Origin of the sequence: Hyunsoonleella flava, assembly GCF_004310325.1 — a bacterium.
GTDB classification, from domain to species: domain Bacteria; phylum Bacteroidota; class Bacteroidia; order Flavobacteriales; family Flavobacteriaceae; genus Jejuia; species Jejuia flava.
In genome coordinates this window covers 60,679-87,588 of the sequence record NZ_SIRT01000012.1, presented here as the reverse complement: position 1 = coordinate 87,588, position 26,910 = coordinate 60,679, and the positions used below count along the sequence as shown (strand labels likewise).

Here is a 26,910-nt window from a genome sequence, read left to right as displayed (position 1 = left end):
TTTACATTAATGAATACAAATGCACCCTTGGCGGAACGGTTAAGACCAAAGACCTTACAAGACTATGTAAGTCAAGAACATTTGGTAGGCAAAAATGGCGCTTTGACACAGCAATTGAAGCACGGGTTGATTGCTTCGATGATTTTTTGGGGCCCTCCTGGGACTGGAAAAACCACCTTAGCAAACATTATTGCCTCGGAATCTGGGAGACCTTTTTATACGCTGAGTGCCATAAATTCTGGTGTGAAGGATATAAGGGAAGTAATTGATAAGGCAAAACAAAGCGGTGGTTTGTTTACTACTAAAAATCCTATTCTGTTTATTGACGAGATACACAGGTTTAGCAAATCGCAGCAGGATTCTTTATTACAGGCCGTAGAGAAAGGTTGGATTACTCTAATTGGTGCTACAACTGAAAACCCAAGTTTTGAAGTGATACCTGCCTTGTTATCGCGCTGTCAGGTATATATTTTAAATGCCTTTTCTAAAAACGATTTAGAAACGCTTTTAAACCGTGCTATCGAAATTGATGACATCTTTTCTAAAAAAAGCATTGCACTTAAGGAAACCAATGCGCTATTAAGACTGTCTGGTGGAGACGCTAGAAAATTGCTTAACATTTTTGAGCTAATCGTAAATTCTAGCGATACTGATAAAGTGACGATTACTGATGACCTTGTTTTAGAGAAAGTGCAGAACAATACCGTGAGATATGATAAGACTGGTGAGCAACATTATGATATTATTTCGGCATTTATAAAATCTATTCGTGGTAGTGATCCAAATGGTGCGGTGTATTGGCTTGCGCGAATGATTGAAGGTGGAGAAGATGTTAAATTTATTGCCCGCAGGCTTTTAATTTCTGCTAGCGAAGATATTGGTAACGCAAATCCTACGGCTTTAGTTATAGCTAACAATACATTTCAAGCTGTTTCTACCATTGGTTTTCCTGAATCTAGAATTATATTAAGCCAGTGCGCTACGTATTTGGCTTGTTCACCAAAAAGCAATGCAGCTTATAAAGCTATTGGTGATGCCCAACAATTGGTGAGGGAAACTGGTGATTTGTCCGTGCCTCTGGAAATCAGAAACGCACCTACAAAACTAATGAAAGAGCTAGGTTACGGTAAGGATTATAAATATGCACACAACTACGATAATAATTTTGCTGACCAAGAGTTTCTACCAGAAGAAATTAAAGGCACAACGCTTTACGAACCTAGTAATAACGCTCGAGAAAATGCGCAACGTGAGTTTTTAAAAAAACGTTGGAAAGATAAATATGGATACTGAAGATTAAAGCCTAAAACTTTATATTTAATTCTTCAACAATTTTAGTATTTTGAGTATGGTACTCTAGTATCCAACCATTACCATTTTTGTAAACTATTGCAGATTTGCCTTCCACTAAAAATACATCTTTTACTCCTGTATTTTTAATCTTATAAATTACCTTAGGTGAACTATCCACTAATTGAAAACCATTATCAATTGCCTGTGCATACAACACGTTAGATGGCGATATATTTGAAGTGGTATTTGGTGCGTCAACCTTATTTTCATTAGGTATAACCAGCGGTGTTTCATTTACCTCAACCCTCTTTTCTTCAACCTTTTCAGGTTCTTTTTTTAGTGTCTCTATCTCTTGTTTTAACTTTTTAATTTCTTCTTGTGTTTGGGCTTTTACCTCTTCTGCAACTTGGTTTGGTTGAGACGCCATAGAAGTATTCTTTGGCTCGTATTTATAATTTAAAGCTTTAAAAGAGTCAAATGCAGCTCTTAACGCTATATTATAGGCTGTTTTAAATTCTTTTTCCCTGCTCTCCCCTACTTCTGATGTGTAAACCACCCTATCATTACAATCCTTTAAAACTACATTTAACTTCGTTTTAAACATCCCTGTTCCTTTAATAACATTCGAGCGCAAAGCCAAACATCTATCCATTGTGAGATCCTGAGGGTAATCACTCCCTTCCATTAATGCAGAAAACCCATGTTTTTCGAATAAAAATTGAGCTAGTTCGTTTAAACGATATTTATTTTCTTCTTTTAAAAAATCAAATTTATTGGGTACAATTACGTATTTGTACTGGTTAAGATTTGATTGCGCAAACGTATTGGAAACCAATAAAAAAGTGATTAAGGAAACGATTATTTTAGTTTTCATTTTTAAAAATATAATTAAGTCCTAGTTGTAAAGATACATGTTGCGCATCATATATATTTCGATATGCTAATAAATTATCAGCCATAAGATACAGGTTTAAACCAAAAATATTAGCCGAAACCCCTAAACCAATATTACTAAAACTATATGTATCTACCGTATAGGTTGCTTTGGCACTAAACCCACTAAAAATACGTCGGTAATAGTATGCCGTAAGTGCTGCTTGTAAGCCTTTAGGTCTTTTTATGGCATATAACTGCGCTCCTATTCTATTTAAATAGCCATCGTCTTCTGCAGAACAATCACAATCCTTTAATTTTTTTTTGCCAAAGGCATAATTAAGAGAGCTATTAAACTTTACTGGTCGTGATGTTGTATACCGAGATGTTGTAGAATCTAAAGTGAATATCTCCTCAAAATCTTCTTCAATTTGACTCCAATATTCATCGGCAGTTAGATTATCATTATTCTCTGGAAAAATTGGGTCTATTCCTTCAAATTCTAAATCTCCTTTTACTTGATATCTCTTGATGTCTTTTGAATGTGTTATGAAACCAACATCTAATATGCTCGCATCTACAAACCACTGGTCCGTTATATGGTAGGTAAAACCTAAATCTATCCCAACACCTAGACTACCTCCGAACAGTAAGCGACGTCTTAAATCTTTAATAGCCTCTTGAGAATCAGTATTATCATCTAAGAATCCATCTATTCCAGAAGTTTTTACCTCAAGATTTAAATCAAAAAAATGCTTGTAGATATTGTTATCTCCCTGAAGCGTTATAAATCTTCCGCTATTTGCGTTGGAACTTATATCAGCTACGTTAGAGTAGATCTTACCTCTAACACCATAGGTGAATTTAGAATTCACCCTTTTATTGTATCCAATATGTAACACTGAAACTACATTCGCTGAAAAATTTAAATGTTCTAATAAAAAAGGGCGACCAATATTTCTTTGATTGCCTTCCAAAGCCAAAATAGCGTAGTCCTTTGGAAAATAACTTATAGCATCAAACTCTTGATACAAGCCAAAACTTAAATATTCATTTTTATCGTATGAAGGTCCTAATGCAAAACCTCCTGAGATAATTTCCAATTGTTGAGTTGCAGTTAAAAAATCTGTTGGTCTCAATGTATTAACGGTATTTCGCAGTTTCAAATTGAAATCTCTACCATCTTCGGCAAAAAGGTCATATAATGAAATACCTGAAGAGCTTCCATTTACGTGGACATGGGACAAAAGTGATATTCCAAAATAGCCTTTGTTGTCTATTTGCATTCCAGGGTTTAATAGTAAGGATTGAGGTACTTCAGAAAATCCATAAAGCACTTGTTTATTTTGCCCAAAGGAAAAACTAGCCAAAAAAACCATGAGAATGAAAAGTTGTTGAGAACGCATTAATCGATATTTAAAGAAAAAACGCCTTTGGATTTTACACTAATTTCCCCCGGAGTGTCCTGATTAATGGCTTCACCTGGTTGCATTACAAGCGTAAAAGCAATGATTCTAGATTGTTTTAGACGCTCTAGTGCATCTCCTTCAAAAACTTCCATATGTGTTGATGCTATAACTTCATTGTTTGGCGATGCATCGGTATTAACATTGAAACTTTCTAATAACTGATTATTTTCATCAAGAAAATTTAGACGCAGCTGATATGCTCGGTTAATAGAGTTTTCAATTTCAAAAACAAACTCCACTCTTACGAGATTATCTTGAATAAAACTTCCACCAAATAGATCAATTTCAACAAAATCCTCTGCTGTACTTTGCTCGCTTCCACCAACAAAAAAGTCTGATGCCGAAGCTGAGTAAAATATTAAACTAGATTCTATTACAGGTTGCAACACTAAATCATTAGCCTGATCAAAATCAATTGGCTTAGTGCAACCACATACTAACAAAGTAACAAGCGCGAGGTATAAATATTTAGTTCTAGTTACCATCATTAGTCTAAAAACGTCGCGTTTTGGTCAAGTATTGCTTTATAAAAACTGTTTCAGCTCTATTAATTTTGAAACACCTTTTATTTTTCCGTTTAAACGGGTTGTATCTTGGCTAAAAAAAATAGCATCCATCCCAATGTTTAAAGCACCTTCAATGTCAGCCTCCAAACTATCTCCTATCATGATACTTTGTTTTGGTTTTGTTTTTGCTAAATTCAATGCGAAATTGAATATTTTGGGGTTTGGCTTTTTTACACCAGCAATTTCCGAATTGGTTATAGTCTCAAAATAAGGTGTGATGTTTGATCGGTCCATTTTCTTGTACTGCACCTCGTTGAAACCGTTGGTAATTATGTGTAATTTGTATTTAGATTTTAGATACTGAAGTATACTTGTAGTATCCTCTATCAAAAAATTAAAAGTTGATAAATATTTGATGTAATCGTCAGACAGTTTACGAATCATACCGTCCTCAACAGATAAGTTTAGTGTTTGAAACGTTTCATTTAAACGCGCAAACCGTAAATCTTCTTTTTTAATGCGCTCCTCTCTATATAATTTCCAATATTTGAAGTTAATAGGAATATATTTTTCCAGAAAATCATTTAAGCCTACTTCAATAGTATTAAGCTCAAAAATCTTTTTAAAAGTTAGGGCAGAATTCTTTTCAAAATCCCACAGTGTATGGTCTAAATCGAAAAACACATCGGTAATACCGTTAATTTTTTTCATTCGCTGAGGCTAAAATAATATTAAACAGTTCTTTAAAACCGCTCCATCGTCCAGAATTAATAAACGTATAATTATGAAATACAGGTACAAATTCTCCATTTACATGCTTTACTTCGTCGATAATCGTATTCAATACTTTCTTTTTATCTAATAGTGAAGTCGTTTTTAACAATGCGAAGTCCATAAGGTGAAATGGACACACCATAAGAGGTGTTTGCACCTCATAGTCTAAATCATAAAATAAAAATGGTGTACAAGAACCTGCTCTAAATCCTATATGGTTTACATAACCCATGGTATAATCCTCTTTCACCTCCAATTGTACCAAGTTTCTATAGGATTCTGGAAGGTTTAATTTCGAAAACGAAAATCGGGATGCACTCAATGCAGTGTTCAATACGTCTTCCATTTGACGTTTTTCTTTTTTTAGCAGTTCAACATCTTTAACTGAAAAGTATGACGCTTTTAAGCCCACCTTACAATAATCGGCTATATGCTTTATAAGAGACACATACTTACGCTTGTTGATATTAATGCCTTTATCAAAAGTAGAATAAGAGCCAATAAAGAAGAATACCAAAAACTTAAACTGCGTTTGTTTTTGCTTGTTAATAATATACTTGAATGTATCAAAAGGGTCATGCTTTAGGCCAAAAAGCACTGCATACCTTATATACAAATCCCTAAATCGAAATCTAAAAAAATCCTTAATAGTACCACCTAGAGATCGCATCACCCCTTTTAGCTTGTAGTTATATGGACTAGGAACATCAATAATGGGTTTGATACGATATTCTTTCTTGGGAAATTCAAATTCTGGAAACTGTTCTTGCAGTGCAGTTTTAAATTTATATGCCCAAATATCTACAACTGGTTGATGCAGAAAACCATGTTTATATCCCAAACTTTCGGTTGCCATAAATCTCCCGTATTGGTCTTTGCGTTGCGGTAAATATTCTTCATATCGAGATAGCATATAAAAAGACGCAGCAAAAATATCAAATGGCATTGCACTCTTGTCGCCGTTGAAGAAAAAGCATTTGGTGTTTTCCCATTTTTGAACATTTATTTCTATATCCGAAAGTCCCTGTTCAAATAAAATCTCATGGCTCTTTATAAAAAACTCATTGCCCAAATGCTGTTTTGTATACGACATTTTTATGCTGTCGTGCGCAATAAAATCTTCTATTTTAGTTGTAAAATCTACTTTAACGCCCAATACACGCGTACAAATATGCTTGAAAACATATTTTAATCGTGGTGTTATTTTATGGGTGTAAACTAGTAGCATTTAGGTTCTCAACTTTTACAAAATATTCTCATCAGCAAAACTAAAATAGGCTTTTTCGGTAATTATAAGATGATCTAAAACCCGAATGTCCAAACTTAATGCTGCCGACTTTAATTTTTGTGTAATCTGTTTGTCTGCTTCACTAGGTTTTAACGTTCCCGATGGATGATTATGGGCTAAAACCAATCCTGTTGCGCCAACTTCAAGTGCATTTTTTAATACTAGTCTTACATCAACCAAAGTGCCAGTGATGCCTCCTTTGCTCAATTGATTTTTCTGAATAACTTTATTGGAATTGTTCAAATAAATAATCCAAAACTCTTCATGTTCCAGCTCCCCAATTACAGGTTGCATCAACTCAAATACCGATACACTAGATGTAATTTTTTTCTTTTCAAGTGCCTCTTCTCCCCTACGCCTTCTCCCTAATTCCAAAGCAGCAGCAATGGTTATTGCTTTTGCTTCACCAATGCCTTTAAACTCCATAAGCTGTTTGATGGAAAGTTTTCCTAATTCACTTAAATTATTGTCAACACTGGCCAAAATACGTTTGCACAATGCCACGGCACTTTCTTCTTTATTGCCCGAACCTATTAAAATAGCCACCAATTCGGCATCACTAAGGGCAGATTTCCCTTTATACAGTAATTTTTCACGAGGTTGATCGTCCTGACTCCAATTTTTTATTGAAAACGAAGATGGTTTCTCTTGCATTGGTTAAAGATAAATATTGTAATGATAACCCTGTAAAATTTTATGGCAAAAAGTTTAAGCGTGTTTTGATGATTCGTTAATCTATTGCTAAGTATGTTTACCTACAGTAATTACCACAAAAATTTTGCTACTTTTAAGTACAATTTATAGGCTAACAATCTATGTACATAAAATCTACCAATATCTCTGAACCCAAAACCATCTTATGGCAAAACAAAGAAGTGTCCACTGGCATTTTTAAAATACCAACACAAAACCCCATTTATTTAGGAAAGCAAGGTGTTAACAATGACTTTATAGCCGATAAAAAAGTTCATGGTGGTACTTTTAAAGCCTGCTATTTATTTTCAGCAGACCATTACCCCTATTGGAAGACCTTGTATCCTGATTTAGATTGGAATTGGGGCATGTTTGGAGAAAACCTCACCGTAAACGGGATGAACGAAACACAAATGATGGTAGGCGATATATACAAAATTGGAGAAGCCTCAGTGCAAGTTACCCAACCTAGAGAACCTTGTTTTAAATTTGGTGCGAAATTTGGATCTCAAAATATTTTAAAACAATTTATTGACCATGGTTTTCCGGGAACCTATGTTAGTGTTATTGAAGAGGGTTTGGTTCGTACCAAGGATAAATTGACATTAGTTGATCGTTTAGAGGAAAGCCTTACCGTGGCAGAATTGTATAACTTGATATTTTCAAAAGTAAAATCTCAAAACCTACTAAACATAGCGGTGTCTTTAAATATTTTACCAGAACGCAAACGAGAAAAATTGAAGCAATTTATTGTTTAAGGTATTTCGGTTTAAGCCATCAAAGAATAATTTAAAACTAAAGCCGTTTTCATTCAAGCGATTATTAACATTAAGTCCTAAAATTATAAAAACACTACTGTACGTTATACTTCTGATGACCTTTTCTGCTGGGGCACAAACTTCAGAAAAAGAAGTTATTGCCGAAAAAGGAGACGGTATTTATGTCTTACTAAGGAAACACGGTCTAGAGCCTACTGAAAATTTTAGGGCTTTTATTAAGTTGAATAAAGACAAGTTAAAACCAGACAATGGCTTGTTGATTGGTAAAACATATCTACTGCCACTTATAAAACGAGACACTGTTGTTACTGCAAAAGATATAAGTATAAAAGATAGTATCCCGATTATTCTAGTGTCCAAGCCAAAAGATTCTATTGTTGTTCCAGAGATTGAAACGATTACCAATTCGCTTTTTGGTGAAAAACACAAAGTGTTTCCAAAAGAAAGTGAAACCTTAAAAGGTGCTGTATATTATTTAATTTCCGGACATGGCGGTCCAGACCCTGGTGCTATTGAAACCTACGCAGGCAAACTTATTTCAGAAGATGAATATGCTTATGATGTTACCTTAAGACTTGCCCGAAAACTCCTTGCCAATGGTGCTAAGGTTTACATCATCATTAAAGATAAAAATGATGGCATTAGGGATAAACGTGTTTTAGAGGTAGATTATGATGAAGTGTATTATCCAAATCATTCTATTTCACTAAATCAAAAACTGCGACTTCGTGAACGTACCAAAGTGGTAAATAAACTCTATCTAAAGCACAAAGGTGCCTACCAAAGACTAATTGTTACACATATTGATAGCAGAAGCAAGGGTAAAAATATTGATGTTTTCTTTTACCATCATCAAAAGAGTAAAAGCGGTAAAAAGCTTGCTCAAAACATTCACAACACGTTTAAAAAGAAATATGCCAAACACCAACCCAACCGCACCTATTCTGGCACCGTAAGCTCCCGAAGCCTCTATGTTATTAAAAACACCCTACCAGCCATGGTTTATATTGAATTAGGCAATATTAAAAACAAAAAAGACCAAAGACGTATTTTGAATTGGGAAAACCGAGAAGCCTTGGCAAAATGGTTTTATGAAGGGCTTTTGGTGGATTTTAAGGAGCGTAATAATTAATCAAACGTTTCAATTATCCGTATTGGAAATTGTTGTTTTAGCTTATTCTGCTCCTCCAGATAAGCCTCACGGTCATTATAGCTATGTTCTTTAAAAATTGTTTGATTCTGTTTACGCAACTCAAACGCAGCTTTATATTGAGATGATAATACATTAATGTAATCTTGATATGATGTGTTTTTTTCATAAGAATATTCAAAAAGTATATTCTTAAGAATATACTTTTTGAATTCTTCTACCAAGATTTCTTTAGGAGTTATAATACCGTTTACTTTAATAACACTACCAATATCTACTTTTATAATACTCATAAGGTTTTTAGACCTATCAAAATACCACCATTCAGGTAAAGGCGGGGTTTGAATATCTATATTTGATTGTAATTCTATAATTGTTGGGGTAATCTTAAATTTAATACCCCTTCTCTCAAATCTATGGGTTAATAAATCATCATTATAGACATCATAAACAACATATAGTTGAGCAATAGTGTATAATATCTTTTCAACCTGTTTAATATATTCTATATTTAAAGCTTTATCTGCTATAATTCTAACGTGAAGAAATGGTACCATTTCTTCACGTAGCGATGCTCTTTCAGCCGCAATAATGTCTGGAATATCATTGACAACTGCTCTTTTTCCTTGATATAATATCAATAATTCATTGTCATCTTCTAATTCCAAAGTAAGCACTACTTCTCTGTGATAAGCCGAATGAAATTCATGATAAAAGTTAGAGTAAGGTAACTGGTAAATAGGACTTGATTTTATTGCTGTATCATCAATAGATTGATAGTCGATTGTATTTATTTTGCTCAAACCAAAGGTTAACAATATTAGAACAGTAAAATGAATTATTTGAAATTTGAATCTGTTTTTTCGAAAAATTCTGCTCAACCCTTTCCATGAATCTAAATATAATACCAAAAGTAATAATGAGGATAGAACACCAACATATGGAGAAAAATCAAAATCCAAACAACACATTGAAAATATAAAGAAGCATAAGCCCATTTTTGTGAACCAATAAGAAAAATTAAAGTTTAAGAATACCTGATCGTTTAATATTCTTCTCCTAATTGGATTTCTCCAATACAGAATACCAGAAGGTCGACTTAATAACATATTAATGGTGATCGAATTTGCAAAAACCACTGACAAACCTGCAAAAAATAAATTATAAGAATTTCTATCTTCCTCAGTTAAAACATAAGGTAAATTAGCAAATCCAAAAGTCATCACTCTAAAAGATTCTCTAATCACATAAAAGAAATTGTAAATTGTTAAAGCCGATAATAAACCAATCACAACAGAAATTATAATCCAATTGATTGAAATTTTTGTGAAGCTTACCCTTGAATCATAAAAAAGCCTACTAAATTTCATTTGTAATTAGTTTATAATAAATCAGTAGAAATTTAAAGGTAATTGTTACATCTTTAAAAACTAAAACCCTTAAGATAAATCATGCAACCTACTTCTAACCTGTTGTATCTGTCATTCCGCACTTGATGCGGAATCCATCAAAAGTGTTGAGATCCTGAATCAAGTTCAGGATGACAGCTAGTTTATTAAACCTTCTACCTCCTCAAAATCCAAACCACCATAATTCCCAGAACTCATCAATAATAATGCTTTGTTATCAAAGTTTTGAGCAAACAAAAAGTCTTTAAAATCGTCTGGGTTGGTGTAAATAATTAAATCGTCTCGTTGAAAAGCTTCAGCAATTTGTTCGTGCGTTACTTTTTCTAGCTTTTTAATCTCAACCGCGTGTGGTGAATAAAATACTACGGCTACATCTGCAGCATCTAATGCGCCTTTGTATTCTTTTAAAAATTCAGCATTTAAACTGCTATAAGTATGAAGTTCTAAACAGGCTACCAAGGTTCTGTTTTGGTATTGTTCTTTTACAGCTTTTGTGGTGGCCTCTACCTTACTTGGTGAATGCGCAAAGTCTTTAAAGGCTACACTTGTTTGGCCTTCTGCTATTTTTTCCAAGCGTTTGCTTGCACCCTTAAATGTAGAAATGGCTTCATAAAAATCGTCCTCATCAATGCCCATGTGTTGGCAAATCCATTTGGCTCCTGCTAAATTGTTTAGGTTATGTTTCCCAAATACTTCAATGGGTAAATCGCCTTCGGGTGTTTCTAAAAGTGTTTGTCCGTTTTCAACAGTGTACGCGGGTGTTCGGTATGGTAATTTTCTAATGGTATTTTCACTAGCCTCTACCACTCGCTTTACTTCGGCATCTTCTTCATTATAATTGATACTGCCGCCTGAAACAATAGAATCCACAAAAATACTAAACTGCTCTACGTAGTTTTCGTAAGTTGGAAATACATTAATATGATCCCATGCAATACCGCTTAATAGGGCGATATTCGGTTTGTATAAATGAAATTTTGGACGTCTATCAATAGGTGAACTCAAATATTCATCACCTTCTAAAACAATAAAGTCATTGTCCTCCGTAAGTTTTACCATCACATCAAAACCTTCTAATTGTGCGCCAACCATGTAATCTACATCTCTATCATGATAATGCATCACATGCAAAATCATAGAAGTAATTGTAGTTTTACCATGGCTACCACCAATAACAACTCGGGTTTTGTGTTTGGATTGTTCATACAAAAACTCCGGGTAACTGTAGATTTTAAGTCCTAAATCCTGAGCTTTCAATAATTCAGGATTATCAGATTTGGCGTGCATACCTAAAACAATAGCATCTAAATCCGAAGTAATTTTTTCGGGATACCACCCAAATGTTTCAGGCAATAAGCCTTTTGCTTCCAATCTGGATTTTGAGGGTTCAAAAATTGTGTCGTCACTTCCCGTAACGTTGTAACCTTTGTTATGTAATGCTAGTGCTAAATTGTGCATCGCTGCACCGCCAATGGCGATAAAATGTACGTTCATAAAGCAAATATCAAACTCTATGTTTAAAGTTCAAAGCTTAATGCTTAAAAGTTGAATACTTTAGGGCTGTGAACGGATGTTTCTTTCCGCGTTAGGGATTGAGCGATTGTTGGAGCTCCTCGCAGAGAGCGACTCGTGAAAGCCCGACCGGCGCTCAAGCGGAGGGAACGCCAAAAAAAGATTAAAGGTCTAAAATCTTCTCTTTTTGTGCCTTGAACGGTTTAATTTTTGGCAACTCAGCAATGGCAATTTCTATATGTGCCAGAGCCTGCGTTTTATTATTTTTATACGTGTGTATTTGTGCCAAACGGTAGTGCGCCCAAGCCTTGGGAACGCCGTCTTTAGCAGAATAATTAGCAAGATAGGTTTGCAGGCATTTTTCGCCCTTATCCAGTTCTATATTGTACTCTGCGGCTACTTTACCTATTTGATAGTGCAATGCATTTCGCTGGTGTTTTTTATGGGCACTCTCAATGGTTCTTATGGCTTTTTCTGGTTGGTTTTTGTTCTCGTAAAATCTAGTTAGCTTATTAAAACAGGTTAAAGATCCGCCTTCTTGTATGGCCATTTTATAATATTTTTCGGCAAGTTCTGGCTCGTCATCGTACTCGTAAACATACCCCTTAGCGAGGTAGCCATCTACCTTAGAAAGCGCTTCTAGTTCCTCAGCATATTTCAATGATTTTGATTTGCTACCGCCAAAAATTCCTGGAAGCTGCATGTATAATTCTACCAAAGCCCAACGCGCTTCAATATGGTTTTTATCAAGTTCTGTAGCCTTGGTAAACGATGATTTTATATCACCAATAAAACTTATGGCCTTAAATTTATTTTGCAGTGCCTTCATACCCAAAACGCCACCATATTTGTAATGGTAATTGGCAACTTGGGGTTTTGCATTTACTAATTTTTTGTAGGTATCAATAGCTTCTTCCCATTTTTCTTGGTGGCCATAGGCATCTCCCAAAAGCTCTAAGGCTTTTAAATTTTCGGGGTGATCTTCTAAAAACGTTTGAACTACGGTTTCCGCTTTTTTATACTTTTTTTGCGCGAAAAGTGCATCTACTTCTTCCAATGATTGCTGGGAGAAACACAAAACGGGACACAATAAAAGTAACAATAGGCGTTTCATAAATTTTGAGGTAATTGCAGCAAAAATAACTTTTTTGAACGAGTTTGTTTTCCGATTAAGATAATCTTAAGATTTAGCACTTCGTTTGTTATTTAAAAATGTGTTTTACTCTTAAAATGATTAACTTCCCTCATCGAACGGAAGTATTCCCTCTTTTATTGTTTTTTTGGAATGGCTTTTGAACATAGTTTAGGGATAAATTAAAAAAGATACTGAAATGAATTCAGCTCAAGTGAAATCCTTTGTTTTATTAGTTATGATCGTATTATTTTCAACACTTTCACAAGCTCAAAATTCTAATTATGAAGATCTTTGGAGCAAAGTGGAAAGCCATGAGCTTGAAGGTTTGCCCAAATCTGCTTTAAACGTGGTAGAACAAATTTCAAAAAAAGCCACAGTGGATAAAAACCACCCACAAGTTGTAAAAACCATGCTCTTTAAGAGCAAGTACGCACTAACTTTAGAGGAAGATGCGCAGCTTAAAATTATAAATGATTTTAAAACTGCCATTGCTGGCAGTGAGTTTCCAACTAAAAATGTGTTGGAGAGTATTTTGGCTAATTTGTATTGGCAATATTTTCAGCAAAATCGCTATAAATTTTACAATCGTACAAAAACCTCTGAAAAAGTAGATGCTGAAGATTTTAGAACTTGGGATTTACAGACCTTGTTTGATGAAGTGCATTTACATTTTCAAAACTCCTTGGAAAACGGACTACTGTTACAGCAAGAGCCATTAAAGCATTATAATGTACTGCTAACCGAACAAAAGGGCTCTAAGATTTACAGACCAACGCTGTTTGATTTTTTGAGCCATACCGCTCTGGAGTTTTACAAAACCAACGAAACACACATTACCAAACCTGCTTATACATTTGAAATTGATAGTGCTGCATATTTAGACGACGCTGAAACATTTTCGGTTTTGAATATTGAATCGAAAGATACCTCAGCATTGCAGTTGCATGCGTTAAAAATTTATAAATCCTTAATTAGATTTCACTTAGATGACGATGCGCCTTTTGCCCTAGCGGATGTGAATATTAACCGTTTGAAGTTTGTGCGAGAGCATGCCACTTTTGACGATAAGGAAAATCTGCTTTTAGCTACTTTGACATCTGAAAGTGAGCGCGTAAAAACACATGAAGTTTCTGGACTTTATGATTATGAAATTGCTGCGTTGTACTTTGAACAGAGCAAACAGTACATTCCTAAAAAGCAAGAGACGAATCGCTGGAAAGCCAAGGAGGCTGTAGAGATATGCGAACGTATTATTAGCACTTTCCCTAAAAGTCGTGCTGCAGAAAAATGTAAAGTTTTAAAATCACAAATTTGCCACGAAACGCTTCAGATTACCGCAGAAGCATATCTACCAACTCAAGAGCATTCCCGCATTTTGGTTCGCTATAAAAATTTAAACACCATAACGTTTAAAGCGTATCAACTTTCCGAAAAACGACATAAGGGTTTTGGTAAAATATACAGACAGGATGAACAATGGGCGTTTATTGAAAAGTTGGATGCCACAACATCTTGGAACTCCAAATTAAAAAATGAAGGCGATTATCAAACACATACTACCGAAGTTTTAGTCCCAAAACTTGATAATGGCAGATACTTAATTGTAGCTACCGCAGGAGAAAATAACGCCAACAACTTTGCATTTGCGCACCTGCAAGTAACAGATATGGCTTTAGTGGAAAGCGAAACCCAAGATGATAAAATATTTCAAATTATAGATAGAAATAATGGCACGCCCATCTCTGGAGCAAAAGTTGAACTGTCTTATTACAAACGCAATAACAGAAACAAGCAATTTGAAAATTACACATCAAATGATTTAGGAGAAATTCGACTTAAAAAATTAGGCAGTGGTTGGTATAGAAATATCAATCTGAAAATAAAAAAGGGCAACGAACTCGCTTATTTTGGGGATTTCTATTTAAATCAACGTTATAAAAATCAGAAGATAAAAACACAATATAAATCATTTTTATTTACAGACCGAAGTATTTACAGACCAGGGCAAACCGTTTATTTTAAAGCAATTGCGATGAAAACTGACGATGGTAAATCTGAAGTGTTATCAAACCATGAAGTAGAACTTACACTTCACAATACCAATGGTGAATCTGTTAAAACACTTAAACTTAATACCAATGATTTTGGTTCTGTATCGGGAGAGTTCATACTACCGAATACTGGATTGAACGGTCAATATTGGATTGATTTAAGCTCTAGCGACGGTTATTTCGGTAGAAATCGTCATTATTTTTCTATTGAGGAATACAAACGTCCAAAATTTGAAACCTCCTTTAACCCTGTTACCGAAACGTTTAAAATTAACGATTCCATCACCATAAAAGGTAACGCTTTGGCCTATGCTGGCAGCAATATTACAGATGCCAAAGTGGTATATCGTGTACATAGAAAAGTGCAATATCCTCGCTGGTATTTTTGGTATCGTCCTTATATCAATAGCGAACCTCAGGAAATCGCTCATGGCGAAACCACTACCGATGATTCTGGGAATTTTGAAATTACCTTTAAAGCTATACCAGATGCAAGTGTAGATAAAAATAGTTTGCCAATTTTTAAGTATGAAGTGACAGCCGATGTTACCGATTTAAATGGCGAAACCAGAAGTGCAACCACAGTAGTTAATTTAGGTTATCATGCCTTAACCGCTAACATTGCCGTAGATGAGCGTTTAGATAAAACTAAAAAAGACAACACGTTAACCATTAGCACTAAAAACCTTAATGGTGAAACTGTTCCTGCAAAAGGCACCATAAAAATTTATAAGTTAAAGGCTCCTGAGGCAGTATTGAGGTCAAGACCATGGCCAGCACCAAATTATCAAGACATTTCAAGAGAACAATTTAAAACCTTATTCCCACACGATGCTTATAGTGATGAGCATCTTCCTAGTAACTGGAAAAAGGGAAATCTTGTGTTGGAGAAATCTTTTAATACCGGAACATCCGAAACTTTAGAATTAGGTAAAATGAAAAAGTGGGCATCTGGAGCATACCTCATCACCTTGGAAACCAAGGATAAATTTGGACAGCTGGTGAAAGATGAAGCTCGAACAATGGTATTTAGCCCTAAAGATGAAACGCTTCCAGACCAAGAATTGTTCAGTATTACAACTGATAAGCCCTCATATACCATAGGTGAAACAGCTCAAATCACCATTGCATCTTCTGCAAGAAACATTGCGGTAACCGTAGTTGTTGAAAAAGATAGAGCTATTGTAAAAAAAGAAGTTATCACACTAAACAATAATAAAAGGATCATTAGTGTTCCTGTAACGCCAGCAGATCTTGGCGGTTTTGCTATTCGCTATAGTTTTGCTGCATTCAATAGTTTTCAATCTGGTAATGTTGCCATAGCTGTACCTTACCCAAGCACAGATTTAAACATTGAAACATTGACCTTTAGAGACAAGCTACAACCAGGAACCGATGAAACTTGGCAGTTTAAAATTAAAGGCCCTAAAGGTGATAAGGTAAGCGCAGAATTGTTGGCAAGTATGTACGATGCGTCTCTAGACCAGTTTAAGACACATAACTGGAATTTTAACCCCATCAGCAAACCGACATATCATTCCTATGGTAATACAACTGCCCATAACAGCTTTGGCACGCAGTATTTTAGGGTGTATCAAGAGCGCTTTTCCCATAACCTAAAACCTCAAGGCTATGATAGATTGAATTGGTTTGGGTTATATTTTAGTAATACCTTAAAAAATAAACTTCGAGGCAATTTACCTGGTGTTACCGCAATACAAGGTAGTGTCACTAAAGAGGTAAACGATGAGCAAATTTACATACGTGGGCAAGCTAATTGGAACAATAACAAAAAGCCTTTAGTTCTAGTGGACGGTGTACCAACTAATTTTGATGATTTTGACATGAGCGATGCTGAGCATACAACCGTATTAAAGGATCAATCTGCTATTAACAAATATGGCGAGAAAGGTGCCAATGGTGTTATTCTAATTACTACAAAATCAGGCGCAAAAAAACTAAACCAGATAAAGGTTAGAAAAAACCTGCAAGAAACAGCATTTTTCTTTCCTCAGTTACAAACGGATACAGACGGCAATATCAGTTTTAGCTTTACAACACCAGAAGCTTTAACGCAGTGGAAATTGCAACTATTGGCACATACCAAAACCTTAGAGAGCGCTACAACAAGCTTAAGTGCGGTGACCCAAAAAGAATTGATGGTGATTCCCAATGCGCCACGTTTTTTACGCGAAGGTGACGACATTGTTATCAGCACAAAAATTGCAAATCTTACAGATACAGCTCTTAGCGGACAAGCTAAATTAATGTTAACCGATGCTATTTCAGGAGAAGATATTTCCAATATTCTGTTGACTCAGGCTCTCGAAGTCATTAATAATAATGATAAAGAAAATAATGTGGCTTCGAGTGCCTCAGCCACCAAGGTTTTTTCTGTAGACGCAAAAGGTAACACTCAAATCTCATGGAAACTATCAATTCCCGATGGTATTCAGGCGGTGCAATACAAAATAGTAGCCACCACGGGCGATTATAGCGATGGCGAGCAAAATGCCTTACCTGTGCTATCCAACAGAATGTTAGTTACCGAAACCTTACCGATGTGGGTAAAAAGTAATGAAACCAGAACATTTACTTTGGATAAATTGGCTTCGAGCGCCTCAGCCACCACTCTAAAAAACCATAGGTTGACTTTAGAGATGACCTCAAATCCTGCATGGTATGCGGTACAGGCGTTGCCTTACTTAATGGAATACCCTTATGAATGCAATGAGCAAACTTTTTCCCGATATTATGCCAATGCTTTGGCAAGTCATATTGCAAATTCTAACCCTAGAATTCAAGAGGTTTTTAATCAATGGAGAAACACTGATACTTCGACAGGCTCAGCAACTGCACTACTTTCAAACTTGGAAAAAAATGAAGAATTAAAATCGATTTTAATTCAAGAGACACCTTGGCTACGTGATGCGCAAAGCGAAACGGAGCAGAAAAAACGCATCGCACTGTTATTCGATTTAAATAAAATGAACAATGAACTGCAATCTGCAATCAATAAATTAAAATCCAATCAAATGTCTTCAGGAGGTTGGTCTTGGTTTAAAGGCGGGCGTGAAAATCGATACATTACACAACATATCATCGCTGGTTTTGGACACTTAAATAAATTGAATGTCATTTCGACAGAGCGAGGAAAGAGCGACGAGAAATCTCATTTTCAAATGATTTCAAAAGCAATAAAATATTTAGATGCACAATTTATAAAAGAATATAAAGACATCAGAAAATACAATGCTAAGGTAGATTTAAGCAAAGACCATTTAAGCTACACACAACTACATTATTTGTATATGCGCAGCTTCTTTCCAGAGATGAAAAAATCTAAAGAGGTTGAAAAAATAAGTGCGTACTACCAATCGCAAATTGAAAAGTATTGGTTAAAACGCTCATTGTATGCAAAAGGTATGATGGCACTAGTCTCATACAGAACTAATGATAACGGCACTACTGCTAAAATCTTGAATTCTCTCCAAGAAACAAGTATTACCTCTGATGAATTAGGCATGTATTGGAAATCTAACACCAACTCCTGGTATTGGTATCAAGCACCTATAGAAACACAAGCATTGATGATTGAAACGTTTTCAGAAGCAGGAAATGTTATTGAGCCTGAGAGGGTAAATCTAGAAACCATTGACAATCTAAAAATCTGGCTACTAAAAAACAAACAAACCAATAAGTGGAAAACCACAAAAGCCACTACCGAAGCAGTGTACGCTTTATTGCTTCAAGGTAGCGATTGGCTATCTGTTACAGACATGGTTGACGTGGTTTTAGGTGGACAACACATAGACCCTAAGAAACTTGAAAATGTAAAAGTTGAAGCTGGTACAGGTTATTATAAAACCTCTTGGTCTCCATCCGAAATACAACCTGAAATGGGAGAAGTAAAAATCACCAAAAAAGGAAAAGGCATTGCTTGGGGTGCTCTATATTGGCAGTATTTTGAGAATTTAGATAAGATTACTTCAGCCGAAACACCGTTAAGTCTCAAGAAAAGATTATTTCTAAAACAAAATACCGATAAAGGCGAGCAAATTTCAGAAATAACTTCTGAAACCAAATTGAATATAGGTGATTTAATCAGAGTTCGAATCGAATTAAAAAGTGATAGAAACATGGAGTTTTTACATATGAAAGATATGCGGGCTGCAGGCTTAGAACCTGTAAACGTATTGTCGAAATACAAACGGCAGGATGGTTTGGGCTATTATGAAAGCACAAAGGATGCCTCGACAAATTTCTTTTTTGATTATTTACCAAAAGGCGTTTATGTATTTGAATATGATTTACGCGTAAACAATGCTGGAAGCATGAGCAACGGGATTACCACAATTCAAAGTATGTATGCGCCAGAATTCAGTAGCCATAGTGAAGGAACAAGGCTAATAGTAGAATAACCAATAGTAAATTTCCAATACCACAGAAAGGAGGCTTTTCAAAGCCTCTTTTTTATTTCTTATCTTTACGTCGATATAAATGTGCTTTAATTAAAAGTCATGAATCACAGATGCCCCAAAAAATATCTTGTTTCTCATGTTCTCATAATTGCTGTCATGGTCTCCATTCTTGTTTCCTGTGGAGGCAACCGAACAGCTACATCTTCGAACAGTCTGGATGACATCAAACAAACACCTAAAATCGTATTCTTAAATTACACCATTAAAAAAGATAACAACGGTAAAAAAACCATAGATTTTATCAGTTCGAAAAAAGTTGATGGTAAACTCAAAAATCAAAAGAAATTCTTAGATAAAAATGGTCATGCTGAAGATTTAATCTGCTCACAATTTGATGCCTCCTCAGCTACACTATCGCAGCAATTGATTAAAAACCCTTTACTAAAACATGTGGAATATGTAGATGAAACCAAGAACTTTAGAATTGTAAAAATGGAATTAGATAGTGCCGACTTTACGGTTAGACTACAATTATATCCCGAAACCAAATACATCGCAATTAACTATAATAATGAAAAACGCCCTCTTATCCTAACCAAAGTAAGTGAGTTATGAAACAGTATGTTACTTTATTGATTAGCCTTATTTGTGTTGCTCTGGGTTCTGCGCAAACTTTTGATGTGGAAACTATTAAGTATGAAGGAGATGATGATAAACGTATTAATTTGGTCATTCTTGGTGATGGTTATCAAGAAAGTGAATTAGACCAATTTGTAACCGATGCCACAAGTTTTACCACCGAACTGTTCAGTCAGTCGCCATTTTTAGAATACAGCGATTATTTTAACGTATATGCCATTAAGGTGCCCTCAAACGAAAGTGGTGCAGATCATCCAGCTACAGCTACTGATGTTACTGAGCCATTGACCCCCATAACAACAGCCGACACCTATTTTAACTCAACTTTTGATGGTTTTGGATTTCATAGGTTACTGTTTTATGGTATTGACTGGCCAAGTTCAAATGTAGCAAGATCAAAAATCATTTCTGTACTAGCAGACAATTTCCCCGCTTACGACTCTGCATTGATTCTGGTAAACTCAACTGTTTATGGTGGCAGTGGTGGCGAATTCCCCATGTCGTCTATGGCAACAAGTGCTAATGAAATTGCTATTCACGAGTTAGGACATTCGCTATTTAATTTATTAGACGAATATTATCCCGGAGATGGTAGGTTAAGAGAAGATATTAATGCCACACAAGAATCTAACCCAAGCTTGGTAAAATGGAAAAACTGGTTGGGCGAAAATGGCGTAAACATCTATCCTTATGGAACTTCTGGAGAAGCTGCAACTTGGAATAGACCTCACCAAAATTGTAAAATGCGCTATTTAGGGCGTGACTTCTGTGCAGTATGTAAAGAAGGAATGATTGAAAAAATCCACGATTTGGTATCTCCCGTAGATGGCTTTAGTCCAGATAACGCTAGTCCTGTTGAGAACCCAAGTTTTCCTCTGGATTTTGAATTAAACTTGATAAAACCAAACCCTAATACTCTAGAAAGTATTTGGACTTTAAACGGTGCTAATGTTGGCACCAATGTAGATATGCTTTCACTATTAGAAACAGATTTAATGGATGGGAATAACACCTTAACTGCTGTTGTTACTGATGAAAGCCCTATGCTTAGAGTAGACAACCACGATACAGTTCACGTGAATACTGTTACATGGAGCATAAATTACTCATCCTTAAGTATTTATGATATAGAAGGAAAAACAAATAGTTATACCATTTCTTTATACCCTAATCCTGCAACTTCAATACTCAATTTCAAATTTCAAAGTAGAACTGACACTACCATTAAAGTGAACATTACTAGTTTAGATGGCAAACAATTGCACTCTTTAACGCTTTCAAACTACGAGCCAAAAGAGATCGATATTAGTAATTTAAGCTCTGGAATTTACATTGCTAATTTTTATACAAACAATACACTATTAAATAGCAGAAAGCTAGTTAAAAATTAAACTTATTTTTTTGAAGGAGGCATCGTAGGACGCACCTCTATTTTACTTGGTAAGGTTCTTGGATGCATTTCTAAAAGATCAACCACAAGTTTTCCAATATCCTCAATTTGAATTTTCCAAGCATCTTTTTCATTAGGTTCATTTCCATTAAAATGTGTAGAAACAGACCCCGGCATTATGGTACTTACTTTTACGCCATGTTGTCTTAAGTCTAACATTATGGCTTGCGTAAAACCAGTAACACCAAATTTACTGGCATTATAGGCAGCTCCTCCTGCAAAAAAATTGGTGCCTGCCAAACTTGATATGGAAATAAAATACCCTTTTGATGCTTTAAGTGCAGAAACCCCAGCCTTTATTGAATAAAATACGCCTGTTAAATTGGTATCAATGACATCATGCCAATCTTCAAGTGACAAGTTTTCAATACTTCCAAACCGTCCCAATCCAGCATTTGCAATGATGATATCCAGTTGTCCAAATTGACTCAATACGGCTGCTACCGCTCTTTCCTGACTTTCAAAATCTCTTACATCCGCAGCAATACCAATAGCTTTGGCTTCAGTTGAAACACTTTCATTTAACTTTTTTGCTGCGTCTTTTGCAGCTCCTTCACTCCTGCTCGTCACCGCCACGTATACACCTTTTTGCATTAAAGCTTGGGCTACACCATAACCTATTCCTTTTGAACCTCCTGTGATTAGTGCTACTTTATTTTGAATCATATCTATATTTCATCGATTTAGGTAAAACTACAAAAGATGGAAATATATGAAGAATTTAAAATGTTAGGATAATTATAAAATTGAGCGTTATTTCGAAAGCGTTGGATACTTCTTAAACACCTTCTGTACAATCGCAGCAAACCTTTCTTCGCGTTTTATAGGTTCGGCTCTCGGATTAAAACCCGACTCGCTTTTTGCTTGCCAAAATAATTGCTTGTTGGAAGCATCTACAAAATCAAAAACAATTTCGCGTGTCATTTTAGATTGACCAATGGGCAAACCAATAGAAATACCACCCCCTACATTTCCACTTCCACCGCCAACACCAACACCTACCGTTTCCCGTTGAGCATTTCGAAATTCAACACTTTTAATATCAATTAAAAAATCTGGGTTTTCAGAAATTGAAAATCCATTTGCTTTTAATTCGGTATCCAAAGCATCCAATAAACGTTTTGTATCCAAGTCGCTTAGTCCTGTTTCCATATCACCAAAATATTGATATGTCTTAAATTTTGAGAAGTCTGTGCCTTTTTCGTAATCGTAATTAACATAGATGGGCGCACAAGAAAATATGGTTAGTAACGCAAAAAATGCTAGAAGTCGTTTCATAATGGCTATTTTTAAATAAATTTAGTCAAAAATTATTCCATTTATACATGAATAATAGTATTCTTTCAAAAAAGCAATTGTTTCAGCTTTTAATAGTATTATTTCTTAACACACATTTTGCTTTCAGTCAGAATGAAAGACCTCAAGAACCACAACTTCCTCTTGATTATCCTTCTGAAAATGTAACATTTACAAATCCAAAGGCTGACAACATCAAATTATCTGGAACACTTACACTTCCAAAAGACGTCAAAAAACCTCCAGTTGCAGTTTTAATTAGCGGCTCTGGACCTCAAAATAGAGATGCGTTTTTAAAACCTTTTAACCATAAGCCTTTTTTAGTTCTATCGGATTATTTAACAAAACAAGGCATTGCGGTGTTACGATATGACGATAGAGGTATTGCAGCATCTGAAGGTGATTTTAAAAGTGCAACATCTTTCGACTTTGCATCGGATGTCGCCGCAGCAATAGCCTTTCTGAAGAAACGACAAGACATTGACATCTCGAAAATTGGACTTATTGGCCATAGCGAAGGCGGACTTATTGCACCGATAGTAGCATCAAAAAACAAAGACGTAGCGTTTGCTATTTTATTGGCTGGAACAGGCGTTGACGGTGGTAAAATCCTCCAAACACAATCACGAAAAATGTTGGAATTAAGAGGTACACCACCAATGATGCTGGACGAAAATGAAAAACTGACTACCATTATTTATGGAGCGATTAAAAACCATAAAAATATAGATACGCTTAAAACTGTAATTAGAAATGGTTTAAATGATTTTAAAGCGAAGAACCCTATGTCGGTTGTTGCGCCATCCATAACACCAACTTTAATTGAGCAACAGTTTAAAATATTAGATTCAAAATGGCTTTTAGAATTTATTAGAATTGAACCAAAAGATTACCTAGAAAAAGTTTCCTGCCCTATTTTGGTATTGAATGGCAGTAAAGATGTTCAGGTTTTACCAGAAGTAAATTTACCAGCAATTGAAAAAGCTTTAGCAACTTCTGGAAATAAAGATGTTACCATTAAAGAATTAAAGGGTTTAAATCATCTGTTTCAAACTGCTGACACAGGTAATATTGACGAATACAAAACAATTGAGGAAACCTTTTCTACTGACGCTTTAGAATTGATTGTAGATTGGATTAATGAACGGTTTTAGTTCTCCTCAGAATCGTGGTGTTTTTTATCTACAGATTTTGTCAAGGCAGAAGAAATAATCCCCGTTGGTATAGCCACAATACCCAAACCAATCATTAAAATAATAAACGTAAATACCTTTCCCCCAACCGTAATTGGATACACGTCTCCATAACCAACGGTAGTTAACGTAATTATAGCCCACCATAAGCTATCAAAAACCGATGAAAAATGTTCGGGTTGTGCTTCATTTTCAAAATAGTAAATACCTACTGCCGAAAAGTAAATGAGCATTAATGTGATGAATATAAATAGAAGGATTTCTTCTTTGGCCGATTTAATTGCCGTAGTAAAATGGTTCATTGCCCGATTGTACCGTACCAATTTTAATATTCTGAATAAACGCAAAAAACGCAGCGCTCTTAAAGATCTCAAATCGATACCAAAAGATAGATAAAACGGTAGAATAGCTAGAAAATCGATGATACCAAAAAAACTGAAGATAAATTTAGGTTTGCTGTCCGACACGTAAATTCTCAACAAATATTCCAACGAAAACATAATAACACAAAACCATTCAATAACTTGAAGTATGAACTTTGTTTGAGGTTTTAAATTTGGAATAGTTTCTACAGAAAATGAAATTACTGAGACTAAAATCAATCCTTGGATAAAAAAAGCAAAATACCTGCTCTTTTTATTATCATTAATTTCTACAATACTTTTAATTTTTTCTTTCATAAGAAACCGCTTTTCTATCGTAAAAAAACAAAAAAATATTGGTATTGAAATGATAAGTACCTAATCATTCAACATTCCCCAAAGCTTGTCCTTAAGCTGGGTAATACCTTGTTGCGCAACTGAAGAAATAAATACGTACGGAATAGGTAGTTCGCCTTCCAGTTCTGCATTTAATTCTGACTTTAGCTCCTCATCCAGCATATCACTTTTTGAAATGGCGATTAGGCGCTCCTTGTCCAACATTTCTGGATTGTAGCGACGTAATTCGTCTAGTAGAATATCGTACTGTTTTTTAATATCATCTGCATCTGCAGGAATTAAAAACAATAGTACAGAATTGCGCTCTATATGGCGCAGGAAGTAATGCCCTAAGCCTTTACCTTCAGCCGCACCCTCGATGATACCGGGAATATCAGCCATTACAAATGTTTTAAAGTCGCGATATTCCACAATACCAAGATTTGGCTTTAGAGTGGTAAACTCATAATCTGCTATCTTAGGCTTAGCTGAAGTAATTACAGAAAGCAAGGTAGATTTACCAGCGTTAGGAAAGCCAACTAATCCAACATCTGCCAACACCTTAAGCTCCATAGTAATGTATAACTCTTGCATGGGTAACCCTGGTTGCGCGTATCTTGGTGTTTGATTTGTAGAGGATTTAAAATGCCAGTTACCTAAACCGCCTTTACCGCCTTCAACAATAATTTTCTCTTCACCGTGTTCCGTAATTTCAAAAATAATAGTGTTGGTTTCAGTATCCCTTACAACCGTACCCAAGGGTACATCGATGTAGGCATCTTCGCCATCGGCTCCTGTGCTACGGCTACTACTTCCATGAGCGCCATGGCCCGCACGAACGTGCTTTTTGAACTTTAAATGATGAAGCGTCCAAAGATTAGAATTTCCTCGTATAATCACATGTCCACCGCGACCACCATCACCACCATCTGGTCCGCCTTTGGTAATATATTTTTCGCGATGTAGGTGTGCAGAACCTTGGCCACCTTTACCAGAGGCAACATACATTTTCACATAATCGACAAAATTTCCTTCAGTCATAATCGAGTTTAAAGTTCAAAGTTTAACATATAAAGTTTAAACTCTTAGGAAGTAAGTTAGAGCTTATCTATTACTGCACTCAATCGCTCAGTAATTTCCTCAATACTACCAACACCATCAACACCAAAATATTTATTTTGAGCGGTGTAGTAATCTTTAAGTATAGCCGTTTCGTTATAGTATACTTTAATTCTGTTTCTAATTACAGATTCATCAGCATCATCAGCTCTTCCACTGGTTTTTCCGCGTTCTAGCAAGCGTTTTACCAAAACTTCATCATCTACTTCAAGAGCAATCATCGCATTAATTTGAGAATCCTTTTCATCCATCAACGCATCCAAAGCATCAGCTTGTGCATTTGTTCTAGGAAATCCATCAAAAATAAATCCGTTGGCATCAGCATTTTTTTCAACTTCAGCATTTAGCATATCAATAGTAACTTGGTCTGGCACCAATGCACCTTTATCAATGTAAGATTTGGCAAGCATCCCCAAAGCCGTTTCATTTTTAATATTATATCTAAAAACATCTCCTGTTGAAATGTGTACTAGATTATATTTTTCTTTTAAAAAATTTGCTTGTGTGCCTTTACCTGCTCCCGGAGGGCCAAATAATACTAAGTTGGTCATGTGTTGTGTTTCTTTAATTTGGTAAACTTCTGGTAAATCCCTACCTAAATTATCATAGTCCAAACCATAGCCTACGATAAATTTGTTGGGAATTTTTATTCCTATGTAATGTAATTTAAAATCTTTCTTGTATGCCTCGGGTTTGTAAAATAGTGTCGCAATTTTTAAAGCTTTTACCTTTTCATTTTTAAAAATGCGATGTACTTCAGCAAGTGTTTTTCCGGTATCAATAATATCCTCCAGAATAATTACGGTTCTTCCTGTTAAATCTTGGGTTAACCCTATTAAACGCTGGATATCCTCACTAGATTTTACACCTTCATAAGAGGCTAGCTTAATAAAAGTAACTTCACAGGGCTTAGGGTATTTCTTAACAAAATCACTCGTCAACATAAACGACCCATTCAAAATCCCAACAAACACAGGAACCTCATCACCCAAATCATTGGCAATTTCAGCAACCATTCTATCTATTGCTTCTTCAATTTCAGCAGCAGATATAAATGGCTTAAAGTATTTGTCGTGAAGCTTTATCACTCTTATTTAAGTTTGAAAAACGCAAAGATAATTAAATGATTTACGATTTACGATGTTTTGATTTATGATTTGGT

21 protein-coding genes are annotated in these 26,910 nt (G+C 35.3%); 7 read left to right on the top strand and 14 right to left on the bottom strand.

All coding sequences use genetic code 11. The features are described from left to right. Positions 1-9 precede the first annotated feature (9 nt). On the top strand, positions 10-1,293 hold the full coding sequence (locus EYD45_RS13220) for a replication-associated recombination protein A (RefSeq protein ID WP_130965035.1): 1,284 nt from the start codon (positions 10-12) through the stop codon (positions 1,291-1,293). Positions 1,294-1,303: 10 nt separating this feature from the next. Here the strand turns inward: EYD45_RS13220 and EYD45_RS13215 are convergent, their stop codons facing one another. Genes EYD45_RS13215 through radC form a run of 6 tightly spaced genes read right to left on the bottom strand, consistent with a single transcriptional unit; the run spans position 1,304 to position 6,857 of the window. Beyond that, positions 1,304-2,167, bottom strand: coding sequence for a hypothetical protein (locus EYD45_RS13215; RefSeq protein WP_130965034.1), 864 nt, complete (start codon positions 2,165-2,167; stop codon positions 1,304-1,306). Then, complete coding sequence (locus EYD45_RS13210) at positions 2,157-3,572, bottom strand: DUF5723 family protein (protein ID WP_130965033.1); 1,416 nt, start codon at positions 3,570-3,572, stop codon at positions 2,157-2,159. Before EYD45_RS13210 ends, EYD45_RS13215 begins: the two co-directional genes overlap by 11 nt. Beyond that, on the bottom strand, positions 3,572-4,123 hold the full coding sequence (locus EYD45_RS13205) for a hypothetical protein (protein ID WP_130965032.1): 552 nt from the start codon (positions 4,121-4,123) through the stop codon (positions 3,572-3,574). The genes EYD45_RS13210 and EYD45_RS13205 overlap by 1 nt, the downstream gene beginning before the upstream one ends. Positions 4,124-4,159: 36 nt before the next feature. Continuing rightward, positions 4,160-4,852, bottom strand: coding sequence for a YjjG family noncanonical pyrimidine nucleotidase (locus tag EYD45_RS13200; protein WP_130965031.1), 693 nt, complete (start codon positions 4,850-4,852; stop codon positions 4,160-4,162). Then, entirely contained in the window at positions 4,839-6,143 is a 1,305-nt protein-coding gene (locus tag EYD45_RS13195; RefSeq protein WP_130965030.1) for a polysaccharide deacetylase family protein, read from the bottom strand. The genes EYD45_RS13200 and EYD45_RS13195 overlap by 14 nt, the downstream gene beginning before the upstream one ends. A 15-nt stretch (positions 6,144-6,158) precedes the next feature. Continuing rightward, positions 6,159-6,857, bottom strand: coding sequence for a RadC family protein (radC, locus tag EYD45_RS13190; RefSeq protein ID WP_130965029.1), 699 nt, complete (start codon positions 6,855-6,857; stop codon positions 6,159-6,161). Positions 6,858-7,018: 161 nt separating this feature from the next. Here radC and EYD45_RS13185 point away from each other — a divergent pair, with 161 nt between their 5' ends. Together EYD45_RS13185 and EYD45_RS13180 are read left to right on the top strand one after the other, a co-directional pair. Further along, the gene (locus EYD45_RS13185; protein WP_130965028.1) at positions 7,019-7,654 is read left to right on the top strand and encodes an MOSC domain-containing protein; all 636 of its coding nucleotides are present in this window, start codon (positions 7,019-7,021) and stop codon (positions 7,652-7,654) included. Then, positions 7,647-8,807 carry an N-acetylmuramoyl-L-alanine amidase family protein gene (locus EYD45_RS13180; protein WP_233702652.1) on the top strand — a complete coding sequence of 387 codons (1,161 nt, stop codon included), beginning with the start codon at positions 7,647-7,649 and terminating at the stop codon, positions 8,805-8,807. The genes EYD45_RS13185 and EYD45_RS13180 overlap by 8 nt, the downstream gene beginning before the upstream one ends. On the opposite strand, the gene EYD45_RS13175 is transcribed toward EYD45_RS13180, so the two are convergent. The 3 genes from EYD45_RS13175 to EYD45_RS13165 form a co-directional block, all read right to left on the bottom strand. After that, positions 8,804-10,195, bottom strand: coding sequence for a hypothetical protein (locus EYD45_RS13175; RefSeq protein ID WP_130965027.1), 1,392 nt, complete (start codon positions 10,193-10,195; stop codon positions 8,804-8,806). The genes EYD45_RS13180 and EYD45_RS13175 overlap by 4 nt on opposite strands. A 177-nt stretch (positions 10,196-10,372) precedes the next feature. Beyond that, positions 10,373-11,728: a UDP-N-acetylmuramate--L-alanine ligase gene (locus tag EYD45_RS13170; RefSeq protein WP_130965026.1), complete on the bottom strand. Its 1,356-nt coding sequence runs from the start codon at positions 11,726-11,728 to the stop codon at positions 10,373-10,375. Positions 11,729-11,909: 181 nt separating this feature from the next. Then, the gene (locus tag EYD45_RS13165) at positions 11,910-12,860 is read right to left on the bottom strand and encodes a tetratricopeptide repeat protein (RefSeq protein ID WP_130965025.1); all 951 of its coding nucleotides are present in this window, start codon (positions 12,858-12,860) and stop codon (positions 11,910-11,912) included. Between the two features lie 217 nt (positions 12,861-13,077). Between EYD45_RS13165 and EYD45_RS13160 the strand changes: the two genes are divergently transcribed. The 3 genes from EYD45_RS13160 to EYD45_RS13150 all read left to right on the top strand — a co-directional run bounded on the left by EYD45_RS13160 (position 13,078) and on the right by EYD45_RS13150 (position 21,383). Continuing rightward, entirely contained in the window at positions 13,078-19,353 is a 6,276-nt protein-coding gene (locus EYD45_RS13160) for an alpha-2-macroglobulin family protein (protein ID WP_233702650.1), read from the top strand. Between the two features lie 156 nt (positions 19,354-19,509). Next, entirely contained in the window at positions 19,510-19,968 is a 459-nt protein-coding gene (locus tag EYD45_RS13155; protein ID WP_130965024.1) for a hypothetical protein, read from the top strand. Continuing rightward, entirely contained in the window at positions 19,965-21,383 is a 1,419-nt protein-coding gene (locus EYD45_RS13150; protein WP_130965023.1) for a T9SS type A sorting domain-containing protein, read from the top strand. The genes EYD45_RS13155 and EYD45_RS13150 overlap by 4 nt, the downstream gene beginning before the upstream one ends. A 2-nt stretch (positions 21,384-21,385) precedes the next feature. On the opposite strand, the gene EYD45_RS13145 is transcribed toward EYD45_RS13150, so the two are convergent. Further along, on the bottom strand, positions 21,386-22,108 hold the full coding sequence (locus EYD45_RS13145) for an SDR family oxidoreductase (RefSeq protein WP_394343501.1): 723 nt from the start codon (positions 22,106-22,108) through the stop codon (positions 21,386-21,388). A gap of 87 nt (positions 22,109-22,195) precedes the next feature. Further along, positions 22,196-22,720, bottom strand: coding sequence for a DUF4136 domain-containing protein (locus EYD45_RS13140; protein WP_130965022.1), 525 nt, complete (start codon positions 22,718-22,720; stop codon positions 22,196-22,198). 47 nt (positions 22,721-22,767) lie between these two features. Between EYD45_RS13140 and EYD45_RS13135 the strand changes: the two genes are divergently transcribed. After that, a complete protein-coding gene (locus EYD45_RS13135; RefSeq protein WP_130965021.1) occupies positions 22,768-23,892 on the top strand; it encodes an alpha/beta hydrolase family protein in 1,125 nt (374 codons plus the stop codon). On the opposite strand, the gene EYD45_RS13130 is transcribed toward EYD45_RS13135, so the two are convergent. From EYD45_RS13130 to EYD45_RS13120, 3 genes are read right to left on the bottom strand one after another with little or no spacing between them, the layout of a single operon-like run. Next, complete coding sequence (locus tag EYD45_RS13130) at positions 23,889-24,611, bottom strand: ion transporter (RefSeq protein ID WP_130965020.1); 723 nt, start codon at positions 24,609-24,611, stop codon at positions 23,889-23,891. The two genes, EYD45_RS13135 and EYD45_RS13130, sit on opposite strands and share 4 nt — an antisense overlap. A 60-nt stretch (positions 24,612-24,671) precedes the next feature. Next, positions 24,672-25,670, bottom strand: a complete 999-nt coding sequence (gene obgE / locus EYD45_RS13125; RefSeq protein ID WP_130965019.1) for a GTPase ObgE — start codon at positions 25,668-25,670, stop codon at positions 24,672-24,674. Positions 25,671-25,726: 56 nt separating this feature from the next. Continuing rightward, the gene (locus EYD45_RS13120; RefSeq protein ID WP_130965018.1) at positions 25,727-26,836 is read right to left on the bottom strand and encodes an adenylate kinase; all 1,110 of its coding nucleotides are present in this window, start codon (positions 26,834-26,836) and stop codon (positions 25,727-25,729) included. Between the last annotated feature and the right edge of the window lie 74 nt (positions 26,837-26,910).